General features: G+C 53.1%; 18 protein-coding genes. 9 read left to right on the top strand and 9 right to left on the bottom strand.

Annotated elements, in window-relative coordinates; genetic code table 11:
* Positions 1–160: 160 nt before the first annotated feature.
* On the bottom strand, positions 161–2,656 hold the full coding sequence (locus AC2FD9_RS22100) for a condensation domain-containing protein (protein ID WP_496838839.1): 2,496 nt from the start codon (positions 2,654–2,656) through the stop codon (positions 161–163).
* Positions 2,657–2,951: 295 nt separating this feature from the next.
* Here AC2FD9_RS22100 and AC2FD9_RS22095 point away from each other — a divergent pair, with 295 nt between their 5' ends.
* Genes AC2FD9_RS22095 through AC2FD9_RS22085 form a run of 3 tightly spaced genes read left to right on the top strand, consistent with a single transcriptional unit; the run spans position 2,952 to position 7,564 of the window.
* Positions 2,952–4,223, top strand: coding sequence for a polysaccharide biosynthesis/export family protein (locus AC2FD9_RS22095; protein ID WP_496838838.1), 1,272 nt, complete (start codon positions 2,952–2,954; stop codon positions 4,221–4,223).
* Positions 4,220–6,439, top strand: coding sequence for a GumC family protein (locus AC2FD9_RS22090; RefSeq protein WP_496758324.1), 2,220 nt, complete (start codon positions 4,220–4,222; stop codon positions 6,437–6,439). The genes AC2FD9_RS22095 and AC2FD9_RS22090 overlap by 4 nt, the downstream gene beginning before the upstream one ends.
* A 27-nt stretch (positions 6,440–6,466) precedes the next feature.
* A complete protein-coding gene (locus tag AC2FD9_RS22085) occupies positions 6,467–7,564 on the top strand; it encodes a glycosyltransferase (RefSeq protein ID WP_496838837.1) in 1,098 nt (365 codons plus the stop codon).
* Between the two features lie 24 nt (positions 7,565–7,588).
* Here the strand turns inward: AC2FD9_RS22085 and AC2FD9_RS22080 are convergent, their stop codons facing one another.
* Entirely contained in the window at positions 7,589–9,307 is a 1,719-nt protein-coding gene (locus AC2FD9_RS22080; protein WP_496838836.1) for a CocE/NonD family hydrolase, read from the bottom strand.
* 128 nt (positions 9,308–9,435) lie between these two features.
* Here AC2FD9_RS22080 and AC2FD9_RS22075 point away from each other — a divergent pair, with 128 nt between their 5' ends.
* Positions 9,436–10,143, top strand: a complete 708-nt coding sequence (locus tag AC2FD9_RS22075) for a 4'-phosphopantetheinyl transferase family protein (protein WP_496838835.1) — start codon at positions 9,436–9,438, stop codon at positions 10,141–10,143.
* Here the strand turns inward: AC2FD9_RS22075 and AC2FD9_RS22070 are convergent.
* Positions 10,119–11,003, bottom strand: coding sequence for a methyltransferase, TIGR04325 family (locus AC2FD9_RS22070; RefSeq protein ID WP_496707629.1), 885 nt, complete (start codon positions 11,001–11,003; stop codon positions 10,119–10,121). The two genes, AC2FD9_RS22075 and AC2FD9_RS22070, sit on opposite strands and share 25 nt — an antisense overlap.
* A 292-nt stretch (positions 11,004–11,295) precedes the next feature.
* Here AC2FD9_RS22070 and AC2FD9_RS22065 point away from each other — a divergent pair, with 292 nt between their 5' ends.
* From AC2FD9_RS22065 to AC2FD9_RS22045, 5 genes are all read left to right on the top strand, one after another.
* Positions 11,296–12,711: a hypothetical protein gene (locus AC2FD9_RS22065; RefSeq protein WP_496838834.1), complete on the top strand. Its 1,416-nt coding sequence runs from the start codon at positions 11,296–11,298 to the stop codon at positions 12,709–12,711.
* A gap of 244 nt (positions 12,712–12,955) precedes the next feature.
* Entirely contained in the window at positions 12,956–13,657 is a 702-nt protein-coding gene (locus AC2FD9_RS22060) for a sugar transferase (protein WP_282169660.1), read from the top strand.
* 287 nt (positions 13,658–13,944) lie between these two features.
* Positions 13,945–14,823 (top strand): glycosyltransferase family 2 protein, encoded by an 879-nt coding sequence (locus AC2FD9_RS22055; protein WP_282169661.1) that lies wholly within the window; start codon positions 13,945–13,947, stop codon positions 14,821–14,823.
* Positions 14,824–15,422: 599 nt separating this feature from the next.
* On the top strand, positions 15,423–16,088 hold the full coding sequence (locus AC2FD9_RS22050; RefSeq protein WP_282169662.1) for a glycosyltransferase: 666 nt from the start codon (positions 15,423–15,425) through the stop codon (positions 16,086–16,088).
* A gap of 158 nt (positions 16,089–16,246) precedes the next feature.
* Positions 16,247–17,713 carry an oligosaccharide flippase family protein gene (locus tag AC2FD9_RS22045; protein ID WP_496838605.1) on the top strand — a complete coding sequence of 489 codons (1,467 nt, stop codon included), beginning with the start codon at positions 16,247–16,249 and terminating at the stop codon, positions 17,711–17,713.
* 64 nt (positions 17,714–17,777) lie between these two features.
* Here the strand turns inward: AC2FD9_RS22045 and AC2FD9_RS22040 are convergent, their stop codons facing one another.
* The 6 genes from AC2FD9_RS22040 to AC2FD9_RS22015 all read right to left on the bottom strand — a co-directional run bounded on the left by AC2FD9_RS22040 (position 17,778) and on the right by AC2FD9_RS22015 (position 25,173).
* Positions 17,778–19,391: a GMC family oxidoreductase gene (locus AC2FD9_RS22040; protein WP_496838833.1), complete on the bottom strand. Its 1,614-nt coding sequence runs from the start codon at positions 19,389–19,391 to the stop codon at positions 17,778–17,780.
* A 355-nt stretch (positions 19,392–19,746) separates the two neighbouring features.
* Complete coding sequence (gene curA, locus AC2FD9_RS22035) at positions 19,747–20,778, bottom strand: NADPH-dependent curcumin/dihydrocurcumin reductase (protein WP_496838832.1); 1,032 nt, start codon at positions 20,776–20,778, stop codon at positions 19,747–19,749.
* A gap of 304 nt (positions 20,779–21,082) precedes the next feature.
* Positions 21,083–21,856 (bottom strand): hypothetical protein, encoded by a 774-nt coding sequence (locus tag AC2FD9_RS22030; RefSeq protein WP_282119251.1) that lies wholly within the window; start codon positions 21,854–21,856, stop codon positions 21,083–21,085.
* A 151-nt stretch (positions 21,857–22,007) separates the two neighbouring features.
* Positions 22,008–22,928 (bottom strand): RDD family protein, encoded by a 921-nt coding sequence (locus AC2FD9_RS22025; protein WP_496838831.1) that lies wholly within the window; start codon positions 22,926–22,928, stop codon positions 22,008–22,010.
* A complete protein-coding gene (locus AC2FD9_RS22020) occupies positions 22,925–23,923 on the bottom strand; it encodes a stage II sporulation protein M (RefSeq protein WP_282119249.1) in 999 nt (332 codons plus the stop codon). The genes AC2FD9_RS22025 and AC2FD9_RS22020 overlap by 4 nt, the downstream gene beginning before the upstream one ends.
* Positions 23,923–25,173: a DUF58 domain-containing protein gene (locus tag AC2FD9_RS22015; protein ID WP_496838830.1), complete on the bottom strand. Its 1,251-nt coding sequence runs from the start codon at positions 25,171–25,173 to the stop codon at positions 23,923–23,925. Before AC2FD9_RS22015 ends, AC2FD9_RS22020 begins: the two co-directional genes overlap by 1 nt.
* Between the last annotated feature and the right edge of the window lie 34 nt (positions 25,174–25,207).

Here is a 25,207-nt window from a genome sequence, read left to right as displayed (position 1 = left end):
CATCAAAAGTGTTCCTGAACGGTCCCGCCGATCAATTCCGCCAACAATCTGACCCGCAACTTCAAACCGGGGATCATTTCGCAATCGGTCGATCAATATCGCTTGCCAATCCTGCAAGCCTAGCAGTCCCGGTGGTGTTACCAGTGCGACTTTAAGCTTTTCATTTTGCACTGTCGCTCTCCAATCGGCGTGCCTTCGCATCGAAGACTTCGGATATTCGGCCAAAGCCCGATCGCATGAGGGAGTCACCATGCCAGCCATTCACCGGATAGACAGCTGTGTCCGCCGAAAGCAGCTCCGACCATCCCAATACGCCATCGTCAGGAACCATGGCCTGAGATCTTGTGATAAAGAGAACAACTTCGCCGTCATATGGTTCAAAGCTGTAGGCCCGCGTTTGACTTACTAAAGCATCCACGGTGTCGTCGACCAGCGTTTCGGTTGGAGACGCCGGTGGTGCGAGCCCTGTTGCTTGGAGAATACGCTGTGCAAAATCGTTCTGACCGAGGAGATCTGTTGTACTGATCTTTCCACGCCACCGTAGGCTTAGGTAATACCGAAGCCTGCGCATTCTAATGGTCCATTTATCGCGTATGCGTTGAGACCGTGTAAACTTGCCAATTGCGCCGGGGGCCCAAGTGTCAATCATACCAACACAACGCACCCGCTCGCCTAAAGCAGTTAGTTGCTTAGCTAGCCGAAACGCGACACGACCATCGACGCAAAGCCCGCACAAAAGTATGTCGCGCCCTGAATATCGGTCTTGAACAATTGATGCCGCTTCGTCAATCGCCGGGTCGAATCCGGCTTGAGATAGTGCATTGAGCTGCGCCCGATCAGCAATACCGATATTGCCAACAGCACAAATTGCTCCGATCTCTTTGCCCAGTGATTGATAAAGGAATGGTTGATTAACCGTCAGCAAGATGGGCGCGGTTTCTGGCGCGGATTTGAGTTCGGCCAGAGACCAGATTGAATCGGGCGTTGTTTCGTCTCGAGGCGTTGGATGCTTTGTTGCAACAGGTTCGGTCTGTCCCAGTAGATTGGCCAGCCCGTCCAGAGTCGGATCATTCAAAAACGCGTGCAGACTTGGTCTGGTCTCGAAAGTCTCTCCTACGCGCGACAACATTTGCAAAGCCAGTACGGAATAACCGCCCAGATCAAAGAAATCTCCGTTGACGTGATCAACAGGCAGCGCAAGAATGTCGGACCACAAGGAGGCCAGTCGAGGTTTAACGTTGTTCGGGGACGGTGTTGGCTTTGCAAGTGACGTAAAACCATTCAGGTTTAGCGGAGGGTTTTTTACCTTAGTGGGTCGATTTGCTGCTATCGCTGAGGTCGGAGCGGGGTCGCGTCGCATCAAGGCTTGGAACACCTCGAGCAAAAGGTCCGAAAACGCCTGAATAGTGGACTCGTCAAACAGATTGGCATTGTAGTCTATCGCCAGACGCCATCCTGAATTTCGACCTATAATGTTTACATTGAGATCGTAAAGCGTACCAGGTGAGTGTGATTGAACCGAAACCAGTTCTATATCGCCATATTTCCTTTCGTTTAAGAAAACGCGCTGAAGGTTAAACATGATCGAAACCAACGGGATACGTAACGGGTCTCGCGGTGGGTTTAGTACCTGAACCAGCTTATCGAAGGGCAATGTCTGGTGTGCCAGGGCGCCATTTACGACCTCACGAGCAGCGCGACCTTGATCGATTACTGATCTGCTTGCGTCAATGTCGAGGCGCATGACGATGGGATTAGTGAAAATCCCGATCAGTGGTTCCAAATCTATTTCTGTTCGGCCTGCAACCTGGATGGCAAAGCTTACGTCATTGCGGCACGAAAACCGTTCTAGCGCCGTGCTGAAAGCGGAAACGCCCAGGGCAAAGACTGAGGTATCCAGCTCTTTTGCGGTTTCAGAAAGGTTGGTTTCGAAGTCCTGCGGAAGTTCCCTGGCAAATGACTTCGGCTCGGGCTCTGAGGCCGCACGCGGTCGATCAAGCGGCAGTTCGAAATATTCCATGCCACCGAGGGTTTGCTTCCAGTACTCTTCCTCTTCATCCATGGCACCGCTCTGTTCGTAATCAGAAAGCCACATAGAAAAGTCACCGTACTGCAGTGTTAATTCTGGCAGATCAGGATCGGTACCAGTCTGCAGCGCTTCGAGATGTACGCCCAGTTCATGACCCAGGACACCGATGGAGTATCCGTCGAACACGCTGTTATGTACCGAAATCAATAGAGCTGCGCGTTCAGTTTCCATTGGAACAATCGCAACGCGAAAGAGACAGGGTTCAGACAGGTCGAATGGCTGTTCTGAATGTGCAATGGCAATCGAGTTAATTCGCTCTGCGCGATCGGCTTTGGGGACATTAAGGATATCAACGAGATCGAGTTTGAATTCAACATGTGCGAAGACTTCCTGCACAGGCTCCCCGTTTTGTTCTACGAAACGTGTTCGAAAAATCTCATGCCGGTCGATGATCTTCTGGAACGCAGTTTGAACCATGTCGCTGGTTACCGGTCCTCGCAATTCCCACCGTATGGCTAGATTCAGTCCCTTATTACCGGGGTGAATCTGCTCCATAAACCAGCACCGTTTTTGGGTAACAGAAGTGGGAAAGGTTCCGACTATCTGCTGCTGCTTCAATGCCTTCATAAAATCGCTCCGCTAAACCCAATCACCCTGGACGCGGAAAAACGTTTCGCAAGCTATTTCGAGCCAAAAAACTCCCGGCATGCGGCGAACAGGGCAAAATGCGGGTACTAATTACACAATCCAAGTTTCTCTGCCGCAGTCGCGCGAGTCAAATAAAACTCGCTAAATACTACAGGCGCCGTACAACAATCATAAGTTTAAGCCCGCACTTCGCAACTCACGGGGTGAAATGCTCCTGACAGGGCACAATTATTCGCTATCATGTGACAGTTGTTATTTAGTTGTAAGCGATTCGATGATTTGGCTTAAGGGTTCTGATTTAGCTTCCGCGCGAAATCTCGTGCGTAGCCTGTGCGCTGTTTCCGTTTTTGTAAGCGCAGTGATGGTCGGCGGTATTGGCCGGGCGACAACCTTTGATGGATATCTGATAAACGTGGGTGACGAGCTCGAGCTGGATATTCTCGATGATAATGAACCACCGCAGCGATTTACTGTAGGCCTCGATGGTGAGGTGCAGTTACCTTACATCGGCGGTCTACAGGTATCTTCTATTGCGGTTGGCGATGCGAGGGATTTAATTCATCGCACCTACGTAAAAAATGAAATTTTTGTGGACCCCTTGATCGAGCTTTCGGTTGCAAGTTTCCGGCCGATTTCGGTTTTGGGGGATGTTAAGAATCCGGGAAACTTCGACTACCAGCCTTTCATGACTGCAGAACAAGCCGTCGGTTTGGCTGGGGGTCCAGCGATTTCTGCAAACAACGAAGAAGCCCGTGTTCTAGAGCGTAGAAATCTGAAAGGCACGTTGAACAGCCTTGAATACGATCTTGCATTGTCGGCCGCCCAATATGCACGGGCTCAGGCATTGTTGAAAGGCGAGGACAGTTTGAATTGGTCTAACCTGCCGCCAGACCTGCGCCCGGCAGTGAACCGAGAGTTGTTTGACGAACATAAAGCAAGTGAAGATCAGGTCATCACGTTGGAGACGCGGAATGCGATAACCCAACATGAGCTGCTGACGCAGGCCGTGTCCGAAGCTGAAAGCCAGATCGCCATCCTGCGGCAGCGCGAAGTCGTGCAGCAAAGGATTGTGGATGTTTCTCAGACAGAACTGGAGAGAATGATTGATCTGGCGGCCCGAGGTTTGATCCCAAAATTTGATGTCCGAGACTTTGAGCTTAAGACTTCCCAGGCAGAAAGCAGTCTGTTGGATCAACGCGAGCGACAGTCCGAGGCATTGGTGCAACTTGCAACTCTCAAGGGACGATTGTCCCAGTTCGCTTCGGATCTGGAGCAGAAGCGGCTCAACGAATCCCAGCGGATCTGGAACGAGATCAAGAAGCTGATTTCAAACAGAAATTCTATCGAAGACAGATTGGGGCTTTTGGACCAGTGGATGAATGCGGCCTCTGGTTTGGAGAGCGAAATGCTGCTCGAATTCCAAGTGCGCCGACGCGAAGACAACGGGGTTCGCAAGCTACTGTTGCGACCCGGGGACGAGCTTTCGCCGGGCGACTTACTGGTTATCGTGGTGAAACCACCCGAAACGTTGGGTGAACTACAATGAATGTGCGTAGAAACCCGGAGTCGTCCAACCCGCGCGAAGTGGGTCGCGCTGCCAAATCGAATGCCGGTTTCCTAGCTTACCAATCTATCGACGTGATGTATCTGTTCTCGATTTTACGGGTTAATGCACGATTGATTTCCGCAGCGGCCATCGGGTGCGCCGTAGCGATGTTCATTTATCTGCTCTTTGTTCCTCCGACTTACACCGCTTATTCGCAGATCATTCTCGACACGCGCGAAGAAAGTGTATCGCCTGTCGAGGAAGTGGTTTCTGACCTTAATCTGAACAGCTCGGTCCTGGCCGGTGAGGTCGTGACGATGCGGTCGAACGTGCTGATTGGCCAGGTTGTTGACGAATTGGGTTTGTTGGAGCATCCCCGATACGACCCCCGCCAACAGCGCAGCGAAGGCCTATTCGGCCGGGCCAAACGTCTATTGCGCGGAGACGATCCGCCACATGTGGTCGCTGCGCGATTGCCCGAAGAAACGCTACGTTCATGGATTATCAGTGCGGTGCGAGACAATCTGTCTGTAACGCAGATTGGGGTGTCCTATGTGATTGGAGTGAGTTTCCAGAGCACCGATCCGGTGCTTGCTGCAGACATAACCAACGCCATCGCAAACCGGTACATTAACAGTCAGCTTGACTCGAAAATGGATGCCACATTGCGCGCCAATTCTTGGCTATCTGACAGGTTGGCTGAATTGAGCGTTCAACTTGAAGCTGCAGACGCAGCGGTGGTTGATTTCAAGGCCGAGATGATCGAAATCGCGGATGGCAATGAAGAAAGCATCAGCCAGCTATTGGCCGAATTGAATACTAAACTGGTCGGCAGCTCAACCGAGCGCGCGGATGCTGAAGTGCGCCTCTCTCAGGTTAAAGCGCTACAAAATCTTGGCGGCTTACGCGCAGTATCAGACGTTGTGACCTCACCGCTATTGGAAACATTGACCCAGCAAAGAACAGAATTGGCGACAAATCAGGCTCAATTGGCTAGCACCCTCGGGCGTCGGCATCCGGATATGGTTCGAATTAACGCGCAAATCGCGAATATTGACCAATCGATTGATACCGAATTGAGGCGTAGGATCGAAGAAATGCGGGGTGACGTTATCGTGACCACCAATCGAGAGAACGCATTGAGGAGCCAGATCGCCGTTGTATCTGAGAGGGCGGATTCACTGGCCAAGGCCTCGGTACGTTTAGGGCAACTGGAACGGGCGGCGAATGCCAACCGTCTAGTCTACGAAAACTTTCTTTCGCGCTTCAAGGAAACCAGCGCACAGGCGGATTTCCAGCTTCCAGAAGCGCGTATTATTGGTCAGGCCGAGGTTCCGTCTGTCCCCTCTGGTCCGCGCAAGACCCTGCACATGATCGCGGCCTTTGTTTTCGGCCTTTCTGCAGCCACTGCTTTCGTATTCTTGCGAAATCTGGCGCGGTCGCCGGTGAACACAGCGGATGAATTGGAAGCACTGACACAGCGCCGCAATCTGGCTTTGATCCCATACGTCCGGCATTTTGGAAGCAAATACAGATGGCTGCGACAAGAACTGTCAGGCGTGGAAAAATCACAGTTCATGGAGAACGTGCGCACCATTCGCACGAGCCTGTTCGGGCTGGGGAAATCCCGTCAGCCCAAAGTAATAATGATTACGTCTTCTGTTCCGGCAGAAGGAAAATCGTCACTATGTTGTGCTTTGGCGCGGGCAATCAGCACTTCGAAAACATCCGTTTTGTTGTTGGATGCTGACCTTCGGCATCCGGATGTACGAAAAACATTGGACCTACCGTCCGACGGGCCGTGTTTGGTGGAATACCTTAATGGAAATGCAAAGATTAAGGACTTACCCATCCGATCCGATCTGGCTGGCGTTGATGTCATTTCACCATCGTCTGAAACCGCGAGCGCTGCGGATTTGCTGTCGTCTAATCTGTTTGCTGGCTTGTTAAGCCGAGTAAGTGCTCGCTACGACGTCATCATCGTAAACGCGCCGCCTGTGCTGTATTTGTCAGATGCAATTCTGCTGACCAAACATGCCGACACAACCCTGGTCGCCGTGCGTAGTGGCAAGACACCGGCCAAGGTGGTGTTTAGCTCGATTGCGAGGTTGGAGGAGAATGGGCAACCGGTGTTTGGAACGGTGATGACAATGGTACGTCGCCAGGATGCAGCAGCGCGTGATCTTGGGAGCTATTCGTACAAGTACAACTATTGATTTGAGTGTTTGTAAGACAGTGATGTTATGAAAGTTGCCCTTGTTCATTATTGGTTGACTGGTATGCGCGGTGGCGAGCACGTGTTGGAACAATTGGTCAACCTATTTCCTCAAGCTGACCTGTTCACGCATGTTGCCGATCCAGACAAACTGTCGCCTCGGCTAAAAAGCCGTCCCATCCATGAAACATTCATCGCCAGGCTTCCGGGCGCGCGACGCCACTATCAAAAGTACCTGGCTTTTATGCCTCGGGCACTCGAAGAACTGGATCTGTCGGGTTATGACCTGATCATTTCATCCGAAAGCGGGCCGGCCAAAGGTATCATCGCACCACCGGGTACGCCTCATATTTGCTATGCACATTCACCGATGCGATACATCTGGGATCAGTACGGTGCCTACAGCAAGCGGTTGTCACGGATTGAAAAGATGTACTTTTCGCATCTCGCGCACAGGCTTAGAATTTGGGATGTCAGCACTGCGGCCCGAGTCGACAAGTTTGTGGCCAATTCCAATTTTGTGGCACAGAGAATACGGCGTTACTATCATCGTGACGCACAAGTTGTGCATCCGCCGGTCGATCTTGATGCCTACCACCTACCTGACGAGACCAATAGACGCAGCCACTACTTGTTTGTCTCTGAACTGGTTCCGTACAAAAAAGCGGACTTGGTCATCGAGGCCTTTCGTGATCTCGACCGGCAACTGGTTGTCGTAGGTGATGGTAGCCAGCGGTCCGAGTTAGAACAGAATCTTCCTCCAAATGTTCGGTTGCTAGGTCGGGTCCCCAGTGCAGACTTGCCGGGTCTGTATCAGACTGCGAAAGCGTTGATATTCCCGGCCGAAGAAGACTTTGGTATTGTCCCGGTCGAAGCCATGGCCTGCGGGACACCTGTGTTGGCCTACGGCCAAGGCGGTGTGCGCGACAGTGTTATTGAGGGCCGTACAGGCCTGTTCTTCGACGATCAATCAAGCAGTTCTATTGTGGAGACTATTCATCGGTTTGAACGCGCGCTTTTTAATTCCGGCGACATTAGCGAACACGCAAGCGGGTTCGGTGCAGAACGGTTTCGACGTGAGTTCTCCAACGTCGTTGACGCTGTCCTTAGTGATTGGGCCGTCTAAGCGCTTCGCTGTTTTTGACCTATTTCAATGCGGCAGGGTTTGCAGGATCAGCGCGGAGGGTTCGTTAGTGTCACTGAGCACAGTGATCTCTGTCGATCGGACCTCTGTTTCAGAATAGATTGGCCCGCCTGTATTGGTGTTTCTTGAAAGGCGCGGAAAGTTGGTTCCGGCCACGTGCAACCGAATTTGATGACCAGCTTCGAACTTATAGGCGATTTGGCGCATGTCGACTGTTACTTCGTAGATCTGTCCTGGAGTCATCAGCTCGGGTGTTTCAAATCCACCCCTGTATCGCAACCTTAATGCGCCCTCTTGCACCAATAGCGAATTTCCTTGTGTATCTACATCCGAAATGCGCAAGACTAGGTCGGAATCCGGAGTTGAAATGGTGACCCATAGCTTTGCTTGGATTGGGCCCGCGACTGTTATTGGCTGTTCCAGCGGTGCGGATGAGAACAACAGCACATCGTCTCGTTTCTCGATCGAGTTCTGCAACACGGGCCCTTCTCGATCCTCGGGATTTCCAGTGCAGCAAATCGGGCCACCGATAGAGGGAACAGGGTTTTCGGGGTCGGACAAAAAGCTACTCTTTAAGTCTGAAATTGCGCTTTTTTTCCAAAGCAATGACTGACCTGCGCTCAAATATAGCTGCTTTTGAATTGCGTCGGCAGGCGGCCATTTGTTGGCTTCGCGCCACTGGTTATCCACGAGTGTAAAATAGGTGTATTCAGGTAAATCAATGGCGGGTCCGTTCCCCAGGTGCCAAGCCAGAAACCGGCTAATGAGATCAACATAGCCGATGCGGCGATCCGGTGAGACTGGTAGATCCCCAACGACCGTGTCACCGTCCGTACCGAGGTAGTTGCAATGTGTTCCTGCGCCGATGATAGTATTTACGGATGCGCCCGCATTTTGCAGAGTTTCAGCCAGTGTTAGGCTCGAATCTATTCCGGGATCATGCCAGGTATCAATGAATAGTGCAGGTACCGAGAACGCCTCGTTGCCGGTGATATAGCCGGCGTCCCGCCAGTATTGAGGGTTATCGAAGTTCTGCAAAAACGCTTCATAATCAGTCTCGTCCGAGCGCAATTGTGCGACTAGGCCGTCGACAGGAAGTCCATCGAGAACATCGCCCGGATCAATTGGATGATAACCAGACTTGGGTGCGGTTTTGCCGCCTTCTGTACCAAACCAGCCGACGCTGGCTGCCAGGTTGAAGACTCCGCCTTCAAAGGCACTGAAATAAGCGTTCTTCCCTTCGACTGACCCGATTGCGCCGCCTGCTGCGATTGGAACTATGGCATGCAGGGCTGGATGTCCTTGAGCCGCCAACATGAGTTGGGATTCACCCAAAGCTGAACAACCCAGTGTTCCAACCCGTCCATTTGACCACGGTTGATTAATGATCCAATCTAGCGTGGCCGCGCCGTCCGGACCCTCGTTGGGGTATGGGGCGAATGTCCCTTCTGATCCGTACCGTCCGCGCATGTCCTGAGCGACCACAGCGAACCCCCGGCGCGTCAGCTCTCCAACCCAAAACCGCACTTCGCCGTAGGTTCGTTTGCCGTAGGGAAGGCGCATCAAAACCGTTGGGCGCGGGCCGGATTCAGCCGGAAGGTAGACATCCGTCGCCAGGCGCACGCCGTCAGGCACCGTCACCATGACATCCGCTAAATCCGGTGCACCAGCTTGTACCCACCACGCGATTTGATTTCGGTTTTTGTCCAAAAGGGTTTTGCCCATCAGGACTAAACAACCAATTGCAATCACGGAACAGATAACAAGAACAACCTTGCGTTTCATTTAAACACCCTATCGACTTGCTAGGTTCGCCACGAGTAGTTTCGGTATTAGAAGGAAGGATTTTTTGCGTGCTCAGTGTGGATCTTTGGCTGTGGTCTCTGGAAGAAGCGGACGAACACCTTGATCATTTTAGTAAGGAAATGTCGGTTGACGAACTGCGAAGGGCCGATCGTTTTGTCAAATCCAGTGATCGGAGCATGTACATTGTAGGTCGCGCCGGATTGCGGAGAATCTTGGCAGATTACATTGGTCTTGACGCCAAGGCGGTCGAGTTTGAGTACGGGCCGCATGGCAAGCCGTATTTGCAAAATGGCCCTGGGTTTAACCTCAGTCACTCTGGCGGTCGGGCTGCATTGGCAGTGTGCTCGTATGCCCATCCGGGTCTCGATATCGAGTTGGTGCGACCTATCGAAGATGCGGTGGCTAAACATCATTTCTCTCCAGCGGAATACGCCGAGTTGTCGTGCTTGCAATCGTCGGATTGGTTGCAAGGGTTTTTTCGCTGCTGGACCAGAAAAGAGGCTGTTCTGAAATCACTGGGGCATGGGTTGTACATGCCCCTTGATTCTTTCGATGTGACCCTCTCGCCCGGCGTTCCGCCCCGATTGACGCGGATTGAAGACGACAACCCTTTAAGTTGGACTTTAATTCATTTCGAACCTGCGCCGGGTTGGATCGGCGCGTTGGCCCTGCGTGATACAGGTGGCCCTGTCGAGCTTCGGTGGCGATCCGGTGATCCGATCGTCCGAGCCTACTCACGACGTTCCAGAAAATAGCCTCGGCTGACACTTGGGCCCAAACCGGGATGCGTTGAAATGATACGACCAAGAGATGGGATGTCCCATTGATCGCGTATTACATAGCCCATTTCGGTTAGGTTTTTTTCAAAGTCATTTCTGTTTCTGATTTGATAAGGCACCCGGCCAGGCCCGATCTTTTCCAGAGTTACTACGGTCGGGCCACAGCGAGTCGCGACCTTGTTTAGCAAGATGTATTTGGGTGGGGCGTCGAGCTTGCCGATCAATTCAGCCAGAGAAATATCCAAGTATTGCATCAGGCCCGACCCTAGCAACACGTCTATCTGACCAACTTTCGCAAGGTCGTCTTGAAACACAATTTCAGCAGGTAACTCCTGACTCTCCTGTGCGGCGCGGGCCAGATCGACAGTTATGGGCAAATCGTAAACTGTCCACTGCAACCTGTCGATTGGACACAAATCCCGAAAGGCGATGTATTTCGACCCGAAATGCCCCCCTGCATCCAGCAGGTGCATTCCTTCGCTAAAAACTTCGTTAATCCAATGAATGACCGGATAATCCCAAACAACGGTTTTGCGCATCAGGTCGGTGTTCACCTGTGCCACGTCCTTATCATTATACCCGTTGCCGTGGGCTTTACCTGCGGCCGCTGCATAGTTTGGATAAGCGCCAACCATGGCCGGGGGGCGAATGCCGGTCGTCATTAGCCGAGCCCAAGCTGCTGAAACCGGTAGCCCAATCCCACGTTTCAAAAGACTTAAGCTAAATTTTAGGGTTTCTCGTGATCTAAACAAAATTTTACCACCGCACAAAAAGCGAGAAAAACCGCCAGTATGAATTCTGAGCCCGAAGAAAATACTCCGCCAAACTACTTTCAAACCGGATTCGGGAAAACCCAAAGGCAAAATGCGCTCGTTATTGTTAACATTTCGGAAACATTACGAGGGATAGTTGGCAATTGCTGCTCGAATTTTGGGGTGTTAGTGCTTTCGGTTCGCGATCTGAAAATGCTCAGTTACTTTGACAGAGAACGATTTTCGATATGCCGCTTGCCGATAACCGATTCGGGCAACGATGCTTGTCGAAGTAACAGACGAAACAGTGAATTTGACCAATTTAATAGATGTTCCGTTCGGGGTTCACGCTCCGAGGTTGTAAGCGAGGACGAAAATGGCTGTTTATCCTGCTGCAGCCGCATTCTTGCTATTGTGGCTTTGGCTCAGCGCACGAAATGCTGACAATGGGATTTTGATGGCCATAGCGGTCATCCCATTTGGGATGTTCGCAGCGTTGGTTGCCGGTGGTCTCTCAATGATCATTGCCAATTTATTGGCAATTCTTTCGATCTTTCTATTGATCTTACGGCGGATTACGCATGCGCCTGGGTCGGCAGAATTCCGTTTGCCCCCGTCGGGTGTCTATCTTCTTGTTTTTGCGTTGTACTCTGTTTTCTCCGGAATCGTCCTAGTGCGCCTGTTCGAGGGGCAGTTTCTTGTTTTCCCGATGACGGTGACAAACAGAGGGCCACAGGTTAGTAACTTCTTCAGCTCTGTAATGCTGCCACTACGGCCTACAAACTCCAACATAGCGCAATCGGTCTATATCCTGCTGTCCTTTGCCTTCTTTCTAGCGACAGTTTTTGTCGCCAGACGGCGCGGGGCAGAGTTCATTGAAAAAGGACTGGTTTGGGCCGCCTCGCTTAACGTGGTTCTTGGACTCTTAGACTTTCTGGGTGCCGATGCGGTTTTGAGCCTAGTCAGAACTGCCGACTATACCCTTCTAAACGAACATCTGGTGGGGCCGTTCAGTAGGGTGATCGGAGGATATGCCGAAGCGTCCGCTTATGGGGCCGCTTCGGCTGCGTTCTTTACTTACTTTTTTATGTCTTACTTGGTTGTCAGAACGCAAAGCCACGGCATCTTGGCAGCAGCCAATTTTGTTGGCGCCGTGCTTGCCATGTCCAGCACAGGCATAGCCGCTCTTGCCGCAGGGGTATTCTTCGTGACTCTGCATTTCAGAGTTTTTCTGGGCTTCAATATGTCTCGTGGGTTTGGGCATCTCATGGTCATAGGCGTTTCGTTTTTCGCCATTGCGATCAGTGCGTTACTTCTGGTGCCAGTCGTGATGGATAGCGTTTCAGATATTCTAGACCGTTTGGTTTTTTCCAAACAAGATTCCCTATCAGGACGGGAACGCGGCGCGTGGGCTGCGGCTGGGTTTGATACTTTCTTCCAAACCTGGGGGCTTGGGGCCGGAGTCGGCTCAGTGCGGGGGAATGGCATTGCATCCGTTCTTTTAGGAAGTGTGGGCTTTCCCGGAACGATTGCTTTTTTGATGTTCATTTTCAGCGCAATTGGTTTGCCAGCTACAGGAGCCGATCGCGGCACGCTACGGTTGTTTAGCGCTGGTCGCGTTTGCGCGCTGACATTATTGACAGCCATGTTAGTTTCAGCAACGACACCGGATCCAACTCTGCTTCTTATGGCGGTTTCGGGGCTGTGCGTTGTTGCCCGAGAACAGGTTTTCGAAGGCTACACGACTGAGACCTTGGCAGCATCTGCCGAAGGGTTTTCGAATCGTGTTTAGCTTTGGTGGATTATTTTGTCAGGAACAGTCCGGAGGTAAACTTGAGTACTGTTGATCTTATGGCGACAAACTGACTTGAAGAAGTAGGTTATCCACAGGACGCCTGCTGCCCTTCCTCGATTTTACAAAAAAGTTGCGGCTTGGGCAGGGATTTACTTATACTTTGAATGGTGGGGAATTGTAATGCGGGCCAATGTTTTTCGGGTCGCGCGTGTTGTGTATTGTATTAACGATTGGCTGTGTAATGAGAACGAATTTTAATCGTGGGGCTGAGGTGGAGTCTTCATTGCTCGGTGGCTCATCTTCTGGTCGATTAAAGAAGTACAACGGTGGTTCAGACACTTTTCTCAAATCGTTGTTTGACCGTTTGTTTGCATTTTTTGCGCTGATCTTTTTCTCTCCTTTTCTCATTCTGATCTCACTTGTTATTTTGATAACGGACGGTGGGCCGATTTTTTTTGGACACAAACGCATCGGCCGAGATGGCAAAGAATTCAACTGCCTCAAGTTTAGAACGATGGCACGGAATGCCGAAGAGCGTTTGGCGAAGATCTTGGAATCTGACGCCGAAGCGCGCGCCCAGTGGGAAGCTCAACAGAAACTGGATGATGACCCGCGGATTACGACGGTCGGCGAGTTCTTCCGTAAGACGAGCTTGGACGAACTACCGCAATTCTGGAACGTTTTAGTGGGCGACATGGCGATTGTCGGACCTCGCCCGGTCGTTGCTGCAGAAGCGTCGCACTATGGCGAGCATTTCAGTGACTATCTTTCGGTCAAACCAGGGATTACCGGGTATTGGCAGGTCAGTGGGCGGAGCAACACGACCTATGCCGAAAGAGTACAGATGGATGTCTATTACGTGAACAACCGGTCATTTGGACGCGACCTCAAAATCATTCTCAAGACGATAAAAGTGATGATCATGAGCGATGGTGCTCGGTAGCGAAATCTTGGGTTGCGGTCAGAAGAAAACGAACAAAACCACGACTAACCAGAAGAGGAGACAACCGCCAATCACCAGCCTGCGTAGTAACTTAGGTGACGCGGATTCGATCATTTCGATGATGTTGAAACGCAACGTTTTATTCTCGTGAACGAGGGCCATTTGCTATGCTCGACTTTTCTTTTTCATCATTACCACCACGGCTACGCTGAGTACGAATACCTGTCAATAAGGCAGGCTGTGGCGGCGGTTTATCGGCAATATTATGTCTAAAGTGTGTTAGCGTTATGCGTTTAATTGTTTCCATTCCGACTACAAATCGCCCGGATATTGTGGTTCCCACAGTTTTGGACATAGCGCGCCAAAAAAGATTTCCAGACCTCGTGATCGTAGTTGTTGCGCGGGCCGACGATATTGACGCGCATAAAATTGCCAATTTGCCATTCCCAGTTTGCATCGTTCAAAGCGAACGCGGCTGTTGCATTCAACGAAACACAGCCTTGAGCATGCTGCAGGAAGAAGATGTCCTGCTGTATTTGGATGACGATTTTCTAATGGCGCCGGATTATCTGGCCAACCTAGAACATCTGTTCAAGTCTCGGACCGACGTCGTCATGGCGACAGGGACAGTTTTGGCAGATGGAATACATGGCCCGGGAATCAGCCACTTGCGAGGTTTGGAAATGGTCTCGCGAACAGCGCCCACCGTTACTTCTGAAATTACTGACGTCTACAATTGCTATGGCTGCAACATGGCGCTGCGCGCAGCACCAGCTTTGTTGGACAAAATACTCTTTGATACGCGGCTCAAGCTTTACGCTTGGCTTGAGGATGTAGATTTCTCACGCCAGATGTCTGCGCATGGTCGCATCGTTCGATCGAGCAATTTGCGAGGTGTCCATTTAGGAACCAAGGTTGGGCGATCAAGCGGCTTGCGTGTTGGGTACTCGCAAATTGCCAACCCGCTTTATCTGCATAGAAAAGGGACGATGGCGTTTAATCGCGCTCTGAACATCATGTGTAGAAACTTGGCGAGCAACTTTGTCAGGTCTTTCAATTCCGAGCCTGAAATTGATCGGTTGGGGCGCTTGAAAGGAAACCTGCATGCCTTTGGCGACTTGGCGCGCGGCAGGATTAACCCTGAGAAAGTGGCGCGGTTCGAATGACGAACCCAGCTCCAAGTCGCGTGGTGGTACTTAGTGACTTCGCAAAAATTCGCGGAGGGGCTTCCAAGCTTGCGGTTCTTCAGGCCCGGTTGCTTGCGAGACAGGGCATCCCTGTTACATTTTTTTGTGGCGACGATGGGGGGCAGATGCCGACTGGGGTCGAGCTGATATCTATGGGTGGTCAAAGCTTGTTGGATCAGGGTGGACTGTCCGCAGCCGCGTCGGGGCTCTGGAATCGTAGGGTTAGAAGGCGGCTAGCCACTTGGATCAAAAAAAATGACTGCCCGGGCACCATCTACCATGTCCATGGGTATCATCAGACTTTGTCGCCGTCGCTTTTGTGCCCTCTTAAGCCGGTGAGAAGCCGCGCAGTCATGCACGCCCACGACTACTTTCTGAGTTGTCCCAATGGCGCGTTTTTTGATTTTCGCCAGCAAAACACGTGTCCACGCGTTGCGATGTCCGCGTCATGCATACTGCATAACTGTGACAAGCGTAGCTACGGGCAGAAAATCTGGCGGGTGTCACGGCAAGCGCTACAAAACCGAGCGCGACGCAAGTTATTGCCGGACGTCACGACCTTACTAATCCACCCGGGTATGGAACACCGATTGTTTCCGGACGGCACGCCCGGCCCGGTAGTCGCTTTAGCCAATCCGTCAGAACCTCTTTTTCCAGATCCGGTGCCATGCCATCAGAACAGTGAGTTTCTGTACGTTGGCGATCTGCACGAGTACAAAGGGGTCTTCCTATTGGCCGAGGCCGCACGGTGTGCCGGTGTCAAAATGCGGTTTGTGGGCAGTGGTCTGGATCTGGCGAAACTAAAGGTCGACTTTCCCGAACACCGGTTCGATGGTTGGCAAGATCGAACCGGGTTGGAGCGTGCCATGGCCAAAGCCAGGATGCTGGTAGCGCCGACATTGGGTCCCGAACCATTTGGTTTGGCACCGGTCGAAGCTTTGTTATGTGGCGTTCCGGTTCTGGCATCGGATAGCCTGCTAATTAGTCGGGACATTTGCGCTCAAGAGATGGGCGAGAGCTTTGCCGCCGGAGATCGGGATGCGCTGGTTGCAGCATTGGCCGGCCTGTCTGCTGACGATGATTGGGTCGCGCAAATGGCTTCGAATGCCAAAACGGGCGCGCGCCACATCTCATTGTCTTCGCAAGCTTGGTGCGACGCCTTGTTGTCTCTGTACCGCGATATCCTGCAAAGCCCAAGCACAACTCGGGGGACGGAACGTTTGCGTGCCCCTGTGGCCACGTAATGGAGGGACGTTTTGGAAAACACCCGTTGCGATAAATTTGACGCGCAGTGTCGCCTGAGTTGGTTGGGTTTGTCGTCTGCTTGTCCTGCTGAGAATGGCGGCGGGCAACAATGGCCCAACACTGACGCCAGAGCCGGTGCGTCGGACAGGTTGAGCCAATGACACAGCCTGCCCAAAAAAAAGATACTGTGTTGCGTGGCGGGGTTTGGACCACGGTATCCAAGATTTTTACCCAGTTGACGCAGTTTGCGATCTTCTTGGTGGCCGTACGTATGATGACTCCTGCTGAGTTTGGCGTTTTTGCGTTGGCTGCGGCAATGGTCGTTATCCTGACACAAGTTTCAATGGCAGGCTGGTCAGAGTACATCATGCAATGGCATGGGCCCGAGGACCGTATTCGCGAAACTCTTTTTGTGGCCATTCTATGCGGTTTTACGATCGCTGCGATGGGTGTTTTGAGCGGAAGCGCTATCGGGGGCATAGTTTCTGACCCCGTTGCCAAGCCGCTTCTTCAGGTTTTGTCAGTCGGTGTGTTTTTCACTTCGATGGGTGCTGCATACAATGGCGTTTTGGTCCGGCAGGACCGGTTGACGACCGCAGCGCTGATCACGCCGATTGCGGACGTTGCGAACCTGGCCGTCGCGATTTGGGCTTTGTATCAAGGGTTTGGCGTTATGGCGCTGGCATGGGGACGGCTTTGCGGCGCCGTAATCTGGAGCGTCAGTGGTCTGATTGTAAGTAAAACCACACCCGAGATCATGGGGCGTGAAACGCTTACGGATACAGTGGCCTTTTCCAAAAAGATCATAATGACCCGTCTGGTGGTAAATGTTCGTATCTATTTCGCAACCCTGATTATTGGTGGATTTTTGGGCGCAACCTCAGCCGGATATTATCGTGCGGCGCAGCGCATTGTCGCGGCATTTGAAGAAATTGTCAGCGAACCGACCCGTATTCTGTCATGGAATCTCTTCCGCCGCAGCCGTGATGCTTATGGCGATACGTCTAGATTTGGGGCACTTTCGCTGCGCTTCTTTCCCATTCTGTTTTATGGGGCGGTTCCCTTGTTTATCGGTGTGTTCCTCATGGCGGATACGCTGACAGCCGGGATTTTGGGACCCGGTTGGGAGCCCGCAACACCGGTTCTACGTATCCTTGCTGTTGCTGCGCTGATCCGTTGCAGCGGCAATGCCAGCGCCGCGATTTTAACGCTGGCTGGTCAAGTTCAGAAATTACCTTGGATTATGGCGTTGTATTCAGGGATCACGATTGCCGCGATCCTGTCGGCGGCGTCTTTCGGCATAACCGCAATTGCGTTGTCCGAAGTGGTGGCTTCACTCATTGTCTTTTCGATCAACGCAATCATCATGAAGCGTTACGCCGGTATTCACTGGCATATCATCCTCTGCAGGTCTTGGGCAGTGCTACCGGCGCTTGCGTTGGCTTGCATTCCCATTTTCTTCGCAGACAGGCTAAATCTGTTTTCGGAAGCCCACGATCTAGTCCGGTTTGTCTTGATTGGGCTGGGCATGATGGCCTTCGTCATTCCAGCCGTTCTTCTGCTGGATGGATCTTTGCGCAACGCACTGAGAAACAGAGGCTTTTCGGAACATTCAGTGGGGTGAGCAGAGAAGGAGATGCCGCACGGTTTCGTGGCTTACATCCGCAATGCGCAATATACGTCACTTATCAAGTTCCTTCGCGGATCATATCTGCCGCTTTCTCCGCAATCATCACAACCGGGGAGGCCGTATTGCCGGATACGATTTTTGGCATGATAGATGCGTCAACCACCCGTAATCCCGACAGTCCGTGCACCCTGAGATCCGCGCCGACCACAGCAGCTGCATCCGAGCCCATTTTGCAGGTGCCGACAGGGTGGAATATAGTTGTGGCGATATCACCTACACCTTTCACAAGGTCTTCCTCTGTCTCCATCGCTGGGCCGGGCAGGATTTCTTCAGGCTGATAGTGTTTCAAAGCGTTCGCCGTCATAATTTTCCGCGCCTGTCGCACGGATTTCGCTGCAACGCGTTTGTCGTTTTCAGTTGAAAGGTAGTTCAGGCGAATATCAGGCTGTGCTTCGATGTCTTTCGACTGAATATGGCAGGTGCCCACGCTTTCAGGTCGCAAGTTGCAGACCGATACAGTAATCGCAGGGAAAGGGTGAAGCGGATCACCCAACTTGTCGGTGGACAGCGGCTGCACATGGTATTCCAAGTCGGGTGTAGCCAGATCGGGATTGGATTTTGTGAACATCCCAAATTGGCTGGGGGCCATCGACATTGGCCCTGATTGCGTCAGGCCGTATTGCAATGCAATCTTTGCTTTCCCAAGCAGCGAATTCGCCATCGTGTTCAGGGTTTTTGCGTTCTGGACCTTGAACACAGTGCGGATTTGCAAATGGTCCTGCAGGTTCTCACCCACGCCCTGACTTTCGTGTTGCAAGACGATGCCATGTTCAGACAGCACATCGCCCCGGCCCACGCCTGACAATTCTAAAATTTTGGGCGTGTTGATCGCGCCCGCCGCCAACAAGACCTCGGACCCGGCATAGGCGTCATATTGAACGCCCTTGTGCAGGTAGCGTACGCCCGTCACCTGCTTGCCATCGAACAACAGCGTCTCGGTTTCAGCATGGGTCAGAACGCGCAAGTTGGGCCGTTTCATCGCCGGGCGCAAAAAGCCTTTGGCCGTGTTCCAACGCACACCGTTGCGTTGATTAACCTCGAAAAAACCGGTCCCTTCGTTGCTGCCATCGTTGAAATCTGCGCGCGGTTGGATGCCAAATTCCTTAGCGCCCTCCTGCACGGCTTTCAGAATGTCCCATTCCAAGCGCTGTTTCGAGACCTTCCATTCCCCTCCGTGCCCATGCATGTCTGCGGGCCCGGCATGGTGATCCTCGGATTTCAGGAAATAGGGCAACACGTCATCCCAACCCCATCCGGCATTGCCCAGCTGCCGCCAATGATCGTAGTCCGCTGCCTGTCCGCGCATATAGATCATGCCGTTGACCGAGGTGCATCCCCCCAGCACCTTGCCACGCGGATAAACCAGCGAACGTCCGTTCAAGCCCGGCTCGGGGGCAGTTTTCATCATCCAGTCCGTGCGCGGGTTGCCAATGCAATAAAGATACCCCACCGGTATATGCACCCAGTGGTAGTTGTCTGAGCCGCCGGCCTCGAGCAACAGCACCCGCGTTTTGGGGTTTTCTGTCAGGCGGTTGGCCAGAACGCACCCGGCCGTGCCCGCGCCGACTATGATATAGTCGTAATCCCCATCAAGTTTCCGGACGCTTGTCATGGACCATTGGTCTTTCTGATTAAAATGCAACAACGAGTTTGCCGATCATGCGGCCAGATTCAATGATCGCGTGGGCTTCTTTGATCGTGGCCACTCAGGACCCAGCAGTCATCGGCGCGAGCTTTACTTTGAAACTTGGGACAGAAAGGTTCCGGACGGAGCCTACCGCTCGTCACTCCGCCGGAAAAAGTCTGGCAAATTCACCGCTCGAATTTTTTCAATCAGGAATCATGCACCCAGACGAAGATCAGAGAGTCCTGAGCCAGGTTTCTACATAGTTTTGAAATTTGACACTCATGCGTTTTGCGAACGAATTAGGGTCTGAGTTGGAAGGACCAACTTTCACTGCCCTGGCTCAATCCACCTTTACAACCATTTTCCCAAAGTTTTCTCCGGCCAGCAGTTGGTTAAATGCAACCGGAGCATTTTCAAGACCTTCAACCACATGCTCTTTATACGTAATTGAGCCGTCCTTCAGCCATCCTGTCATGTCCCGGACAAACTCGGCGTAAACCTCAGGGCCGAAATTGTCGAAAATTATGAAACCCTGCATTTTGACCTTCATCCGCAACAAGGTACCCATGATCACCGGGCCCATATCCGGTCCGTCCGGCAAACCCGGCAAGTTGTACCAGGCCACGACGCCGCAGACCGGAACACGCGCAAACGGATTCAAAAGCGGTAAGACCGCATACAGCACCTTGCCACCGACATTCTCGAAGTAGACATCAATGCCGTCAGGGCACGCGTCGCGCAATTGTTCCGAAAGATCCGCCGCGCGGTGATCCACACAAGCGTCGAACCCAAGGTTCTTTACCACGTGTTCGCATTTTTCCGGGCCACCCGCGATACCCACCACGCGGCACCCTTTTAGCTTTGCGATCTGACCCACGGTTGCGCCCACCGGTCCAGCCGCAGCCGCCACGACAACGGTTTCACCGGGTTTTGGTTCGCCTATCTTCAGCAGCCCCGCATAAGCCGTGTAGCCGGGCATTCCCAGAATGCCCAACGCCCAGGACGGATTGTCTGGCGTCTTGCCAAGATTGACGACCTGCTCACCAGTTGAGATCGCATAATCCTGCCAGCCACTCGTGTTTAAAACGTAGTCTCCGGCTTCGTACCCTTCGAGGTTCGATTCCACTACCTGCCCCACAACCTGAGCCGTCATGACGCCACCGATCGGAACCGGTTCAGCGTAGGATTTCGCGTCATTCATACGACCCCGCATGTAAGGGTCCAGAGACAGGTACACCGTGCGCACCAGCATCTCTCCGTTGCCGGGTGTTGGAATGTCTGTGATTTCAAGCCGCAAAGTGTTTTTGTCCGGGTGACCAGTGGGACGTTCCGCAAGAACTATGCGACGGTTGGTGTCGGATGCTTGGGGCATTGAAATCTCCTGAAAAATGAGAGTGGTGCAACGCAGCCAAGCAAGATTGTCAAAAACTGTCCAGCCCAAAAACCTCGGTCACAAAAGGAAGCACGGATTGCGAGAATCCACGCTACCCGTTCAATGAAGCCAATTTCCAAAGCAGATCGAACGACCGCTTGCCTAACCCTTGAGAAAAGTTGCCTATCAGCTTCGCCAATGAATCAATCAACCAAGCGTATCAGAAGGCCGAAGGCGCAAGCCTGCGCCTTCGGCCATCAAGGGGTGATCACACCCTTTGTAACCTCACTTGAACTACAAGCGATTAATCGAAAACAGATGCGATCTGATCGACGCTCACGCCTTCTTTGATCTCGCGCAGACGGGCATAGATCAGAGCGACTGAAATGCCGCTCAACCCCGCACCAAAAGCTGCAACAACTGAAAAACCTGCCGTCATTGCCCAGCTTCCGACACCTTCAAGCAAACCAGCGGCGAAACTGGCGAGGAAACCACCGATCCCGGCGCAGATACCGATCAGAAGTAAAGCGCCAAAAATTGGCCAGCGGTATCCCTTGGTCAGAGCCGCGCTGCGCCCAAGCCCGCCAAATCCTGCTTTCTCGATCACTACGGCAGGCGCAACCATCGAAAAAACCGCATAAACCCAAAGACCGGGTATGATCAAAGCAAGCGTTGCAAACCCGGTCAGAATTCCTGCGACCGTCGTCAGCACCGCAACCGGGATAGCAGCTTGCAGAGCTGGTGCAAAATAACGACCCACCTGCAGGCGGCGTCCGAGTTTGGCGTCATATGCCAGTTGCACCAGCAGAGCGGTCGTCAGGGCATAGAACACGACCTGCAGCAAAATCGTCAGTACCCAGGTGGTGACGCCGGAAGAGGTGCTGAAATCGGGGTCTGCCGCACCCAACGCCACATCGGCCCCGACCATCATACCCGCAATCACTGAGCTCAATAACGTCGGCACCAGCGCTAGCAGGATGACGGTGATAAAATTTTTGAACAGGATCGAGAAACTCTCGCCCACGATACTCCCGACGCCGAGCGCCTCGCTGCCCGTGTGTTCTGTTGTGCTGGCCACTGTTTTATCCTCGATACTACTCTGTGTTTCGGCTAGTGTATGATGATCATCTAAGGTTGTCTTCAGTATCTTTATGACACCGGTAATTGAGTTTGAGAGCGGCCTTTCCAAGCCAATTTTTGGGCAAAAAAGGGGCGGCTATTGACATGAATTACGAAGAGTTATCGTCGACCGCATAGTGCTTGTCCCTGCGGCGTTCGCCGAACAACTGGCGTTTCTCAAGATGTTCACGCTGCGCATTATAGAACGCCCGGAGGAATTTCAGCCGATCAGCCTCGGGAACTTTGTTCGCGTAGCCGATCTTTTGGCGGATCTTTTCGACCACGCTTTCAATGGTGGCCCTGTCATTCTGAGAGGGACCCAACGCGCGCCTTTTCTCTTGCGCCCGCAAAAGCGTTTCAAGGGTCTGCAATTCGAATGCGCCGTAGTGATCAAGCTGATGCGCCAGAAAGGTAAAACGCGTTTTTGCGGCGGTCTCGCCGACCGGAGCCTGAGCCAAATCCTTCAACAGCACCGGCACCGGTAGGTGGATCACATGTGTACCGGCCATCAGATCGCCCAGCCTTTGCCTGTGACGATTGAACAGCGGCACAAATAGCCCCCCCAGTATCCAGGCCAGTGCCAGCCCCGAGGCCACGGGTGATGAGGTATCAAGTGTCAGCAGCAGGGTTGCGGGCAGAAAAATCTCAGCCTCTTTCATAAGGTTCCTGAGCACCAACGCATGCGTGCTAAGCGATCGGCCATCATGTGAGACGACCTTGATCTTCATCAACCGCTTTCCCAATGTCTGACCGTTCCACGCCAGTTCGGCGATGACGTAGTAGGGCACCCGGATCACGAAGAACAGAAGACTGCCGATAGCAAGCAGCGTCGTAGGTGTGCCAATACCCAGGGACATGATCAATATCAGGACTGCGACGGCTGCGATCAGCGTAATGCCCACATCTGTAAGCTGCGCGGCAAGGCGCACACCTAGCCCGGCCACCTCAAGGTGGATGGGTACACCTTCGGGCGGGATCAGCTCACCCAGCGATGGGGCTGCCGTCTTTTCTTTGCGTCGCCACAGCTTCATCGCCGCACCCTACCGCCCAAGGCAAACCAGGCCAGCCAGCATAGTCCTAGCCCCCAGCCAATCACGTACCTTATGGCTTTGTCCTGGATAAGCTGGCGTCCGAACCCTTCCACGAGGGCAGCGACCACCAGCATAAAAGCCGCCACCAGCGCAAGCTTTACGGCATCCCGGCCCGCGTGGCGCAAGGCAGCGCGGCGGCTTCTTTTCCCCGGAAAAAGGATCGCTGCCCCCAGTTGCACCCCACCGCCGCATGCAATGCAGATTGCCGACAGCTCGGTCACCCCGTGGATAGACAACCACCCCCCAAGATCACTGCCCAGACCGCGTTCCACGTGCAGCGCATAAAATGCGCCCAGCGACAGGCCGTTATAGAAGGTCAGCAAGACCGCCGGCGCACACAGGAATACCCCAAGGCCAAACACAAAAATCGCGATGCGCGTGTTGTGCGAGAACAGGAAAGTGGCAAAGGCCCCAAGTCCCGAGGTGCTGGGATCCTGATCATAAATCACTTGCCGCAGCTCTTCGGTAGTAGATGTTGGCCCGCGCCCTCCGGCCAGTTCCGGCGGCATGAAAACATGGTACCAAGCCGGGTTTTCCAGAAACAGCTGATATCCCGCCAAAACGCCCAGCCCCATACATAGAAAACCAATCAGAATAAACAGCCAGGACCGACGTATCGCACTCGGCGCGCCGCTTGTAAAAAACTTGCGTACAAGCCCGCCCAGACGCTCCTGAGGGGCATAGACTGACAGATAGGCGCGTGCGGTCAGCGCTTCGAGATAGTCCAGCAGCGCCTTGTCCAAAGAAATTTCGCGGGCAATGGCCAAGGATGTGGTCGCATTTCGGTAAAGCGCGGCCAAATCGCGAGCGGCCGCGAAATCCATTCGCTGTAGTCCGACACGCTCGGCCTGGGTGACCAAAGTTTCCAGACGACGCCAGTCGGCTTCTCGCTCTTTCCGGAACCGGGCCGAGCGGATGAGGTCGCTTTCTGCCATCAGATCAACTCCCGCGCCTTGATTTCTAGATAGGTCGAGATCAGCTTGGCGGTCACCGTATCGGGACGCGCGTCCAGCACCGTAACCCCCAAACGTGCTAACCTTTCCAACACCAGACGACGTTCGCTGATCGTCTGGTTCGCGGCCACCAGCGTGGCGACCCCATCCAGATCCTTGGGTGCGGATTCCACCAGCGCCTCGACCTCTGGGTCGCGGATGGTGACGAAGATCAGCAGATGACGCTTTGACAGAATGGCTATGTTCTCGATCAGAAGTTCGGCCGAAGTCGTGTCGATGAAATCCGTGAAAATGATGATCAGACTGCGTTTTGGGGTGCGGGCATTCAATTCAGTCAGGGCCAGGGTATGGTTGGTCTCGTGGCCTACATAGGCCAGCTCGCTGGTCCAGCTGCGCAGGCGCGCGAAGGTCTGTCGCCCCGCCCGTGGTGCCACAAAAGATCGCGGACGAACGTCATAGGCGTAATACCCCACCAGATCACCGCCAATTGCCGCCGCCCAGGCCACGGCCAGTGCGGCAGTAACGGCATGGTCAATCTTGGGCAAACCGGCGATCTCTTCGCGCATCAGATAGCCGTTATCCAGCGCTACGATAACGTGGTGATTGCGCTCGGCCCTTAACTCTTTGGCTACAAGCCCCCGCCGTTTGGCCGAGCGTTTCCAGTCGATCGATTTAACGTCCATACCCTGTACGAAATCACGAAGCTGGTGAAATTCGGACCCTTCGCCGATGGCACGGTTTTCCTTCACGCCATAAAGCGTGGACTGCACCGTCGTGGCAATCTCACCCGACTGAATCATCCGGATGTTGGGCACCACACGAACCTCCAGCGCGAAATCCAATCGTGGCACAAAATCAAAAAGCTTCAGGCGTGACGACCAGTGAAGCCAGAGATGTTCGAAAGCCCAGATGCCGCGCCGCACGCCGCGACAGCCAATCTCGGCTGATCCAGTCCCATCCGGTCCGATCTTGAACTCGAGCTCTGTCGCCCCGCTCAATCCTTTTGGCCATTCTAGCCGCGCCTGCAAGTCTTTCGGAGCGTCCGGAACCTGCAATTTTAGCGCCTGTATTTCGCCCACAAAAATCTCGGGCCGCATGTCGAAAACCAATTGCTTTCGACGGCTGAAGGACATCAGCAGATCCGCCGCTGACAAAAGCGCCAACAGGACCCACGGCGCCAGCGCCAATTCACGCAACCCGCCGAAAAATGCAAGTCCCAGAATCGACAACACAAGGGCGACGCAGGCGGCGCTCAGCAATCTGGTA

It is taken from the genome of Ruegeria sp. YTSC230, from assembly GCF_059609665.1.
The sequence above is the reverse complement of the archived record's forward strand: the minus strand, read 5'-3'. Positions and strand labels throughout refer to the sequence as shown.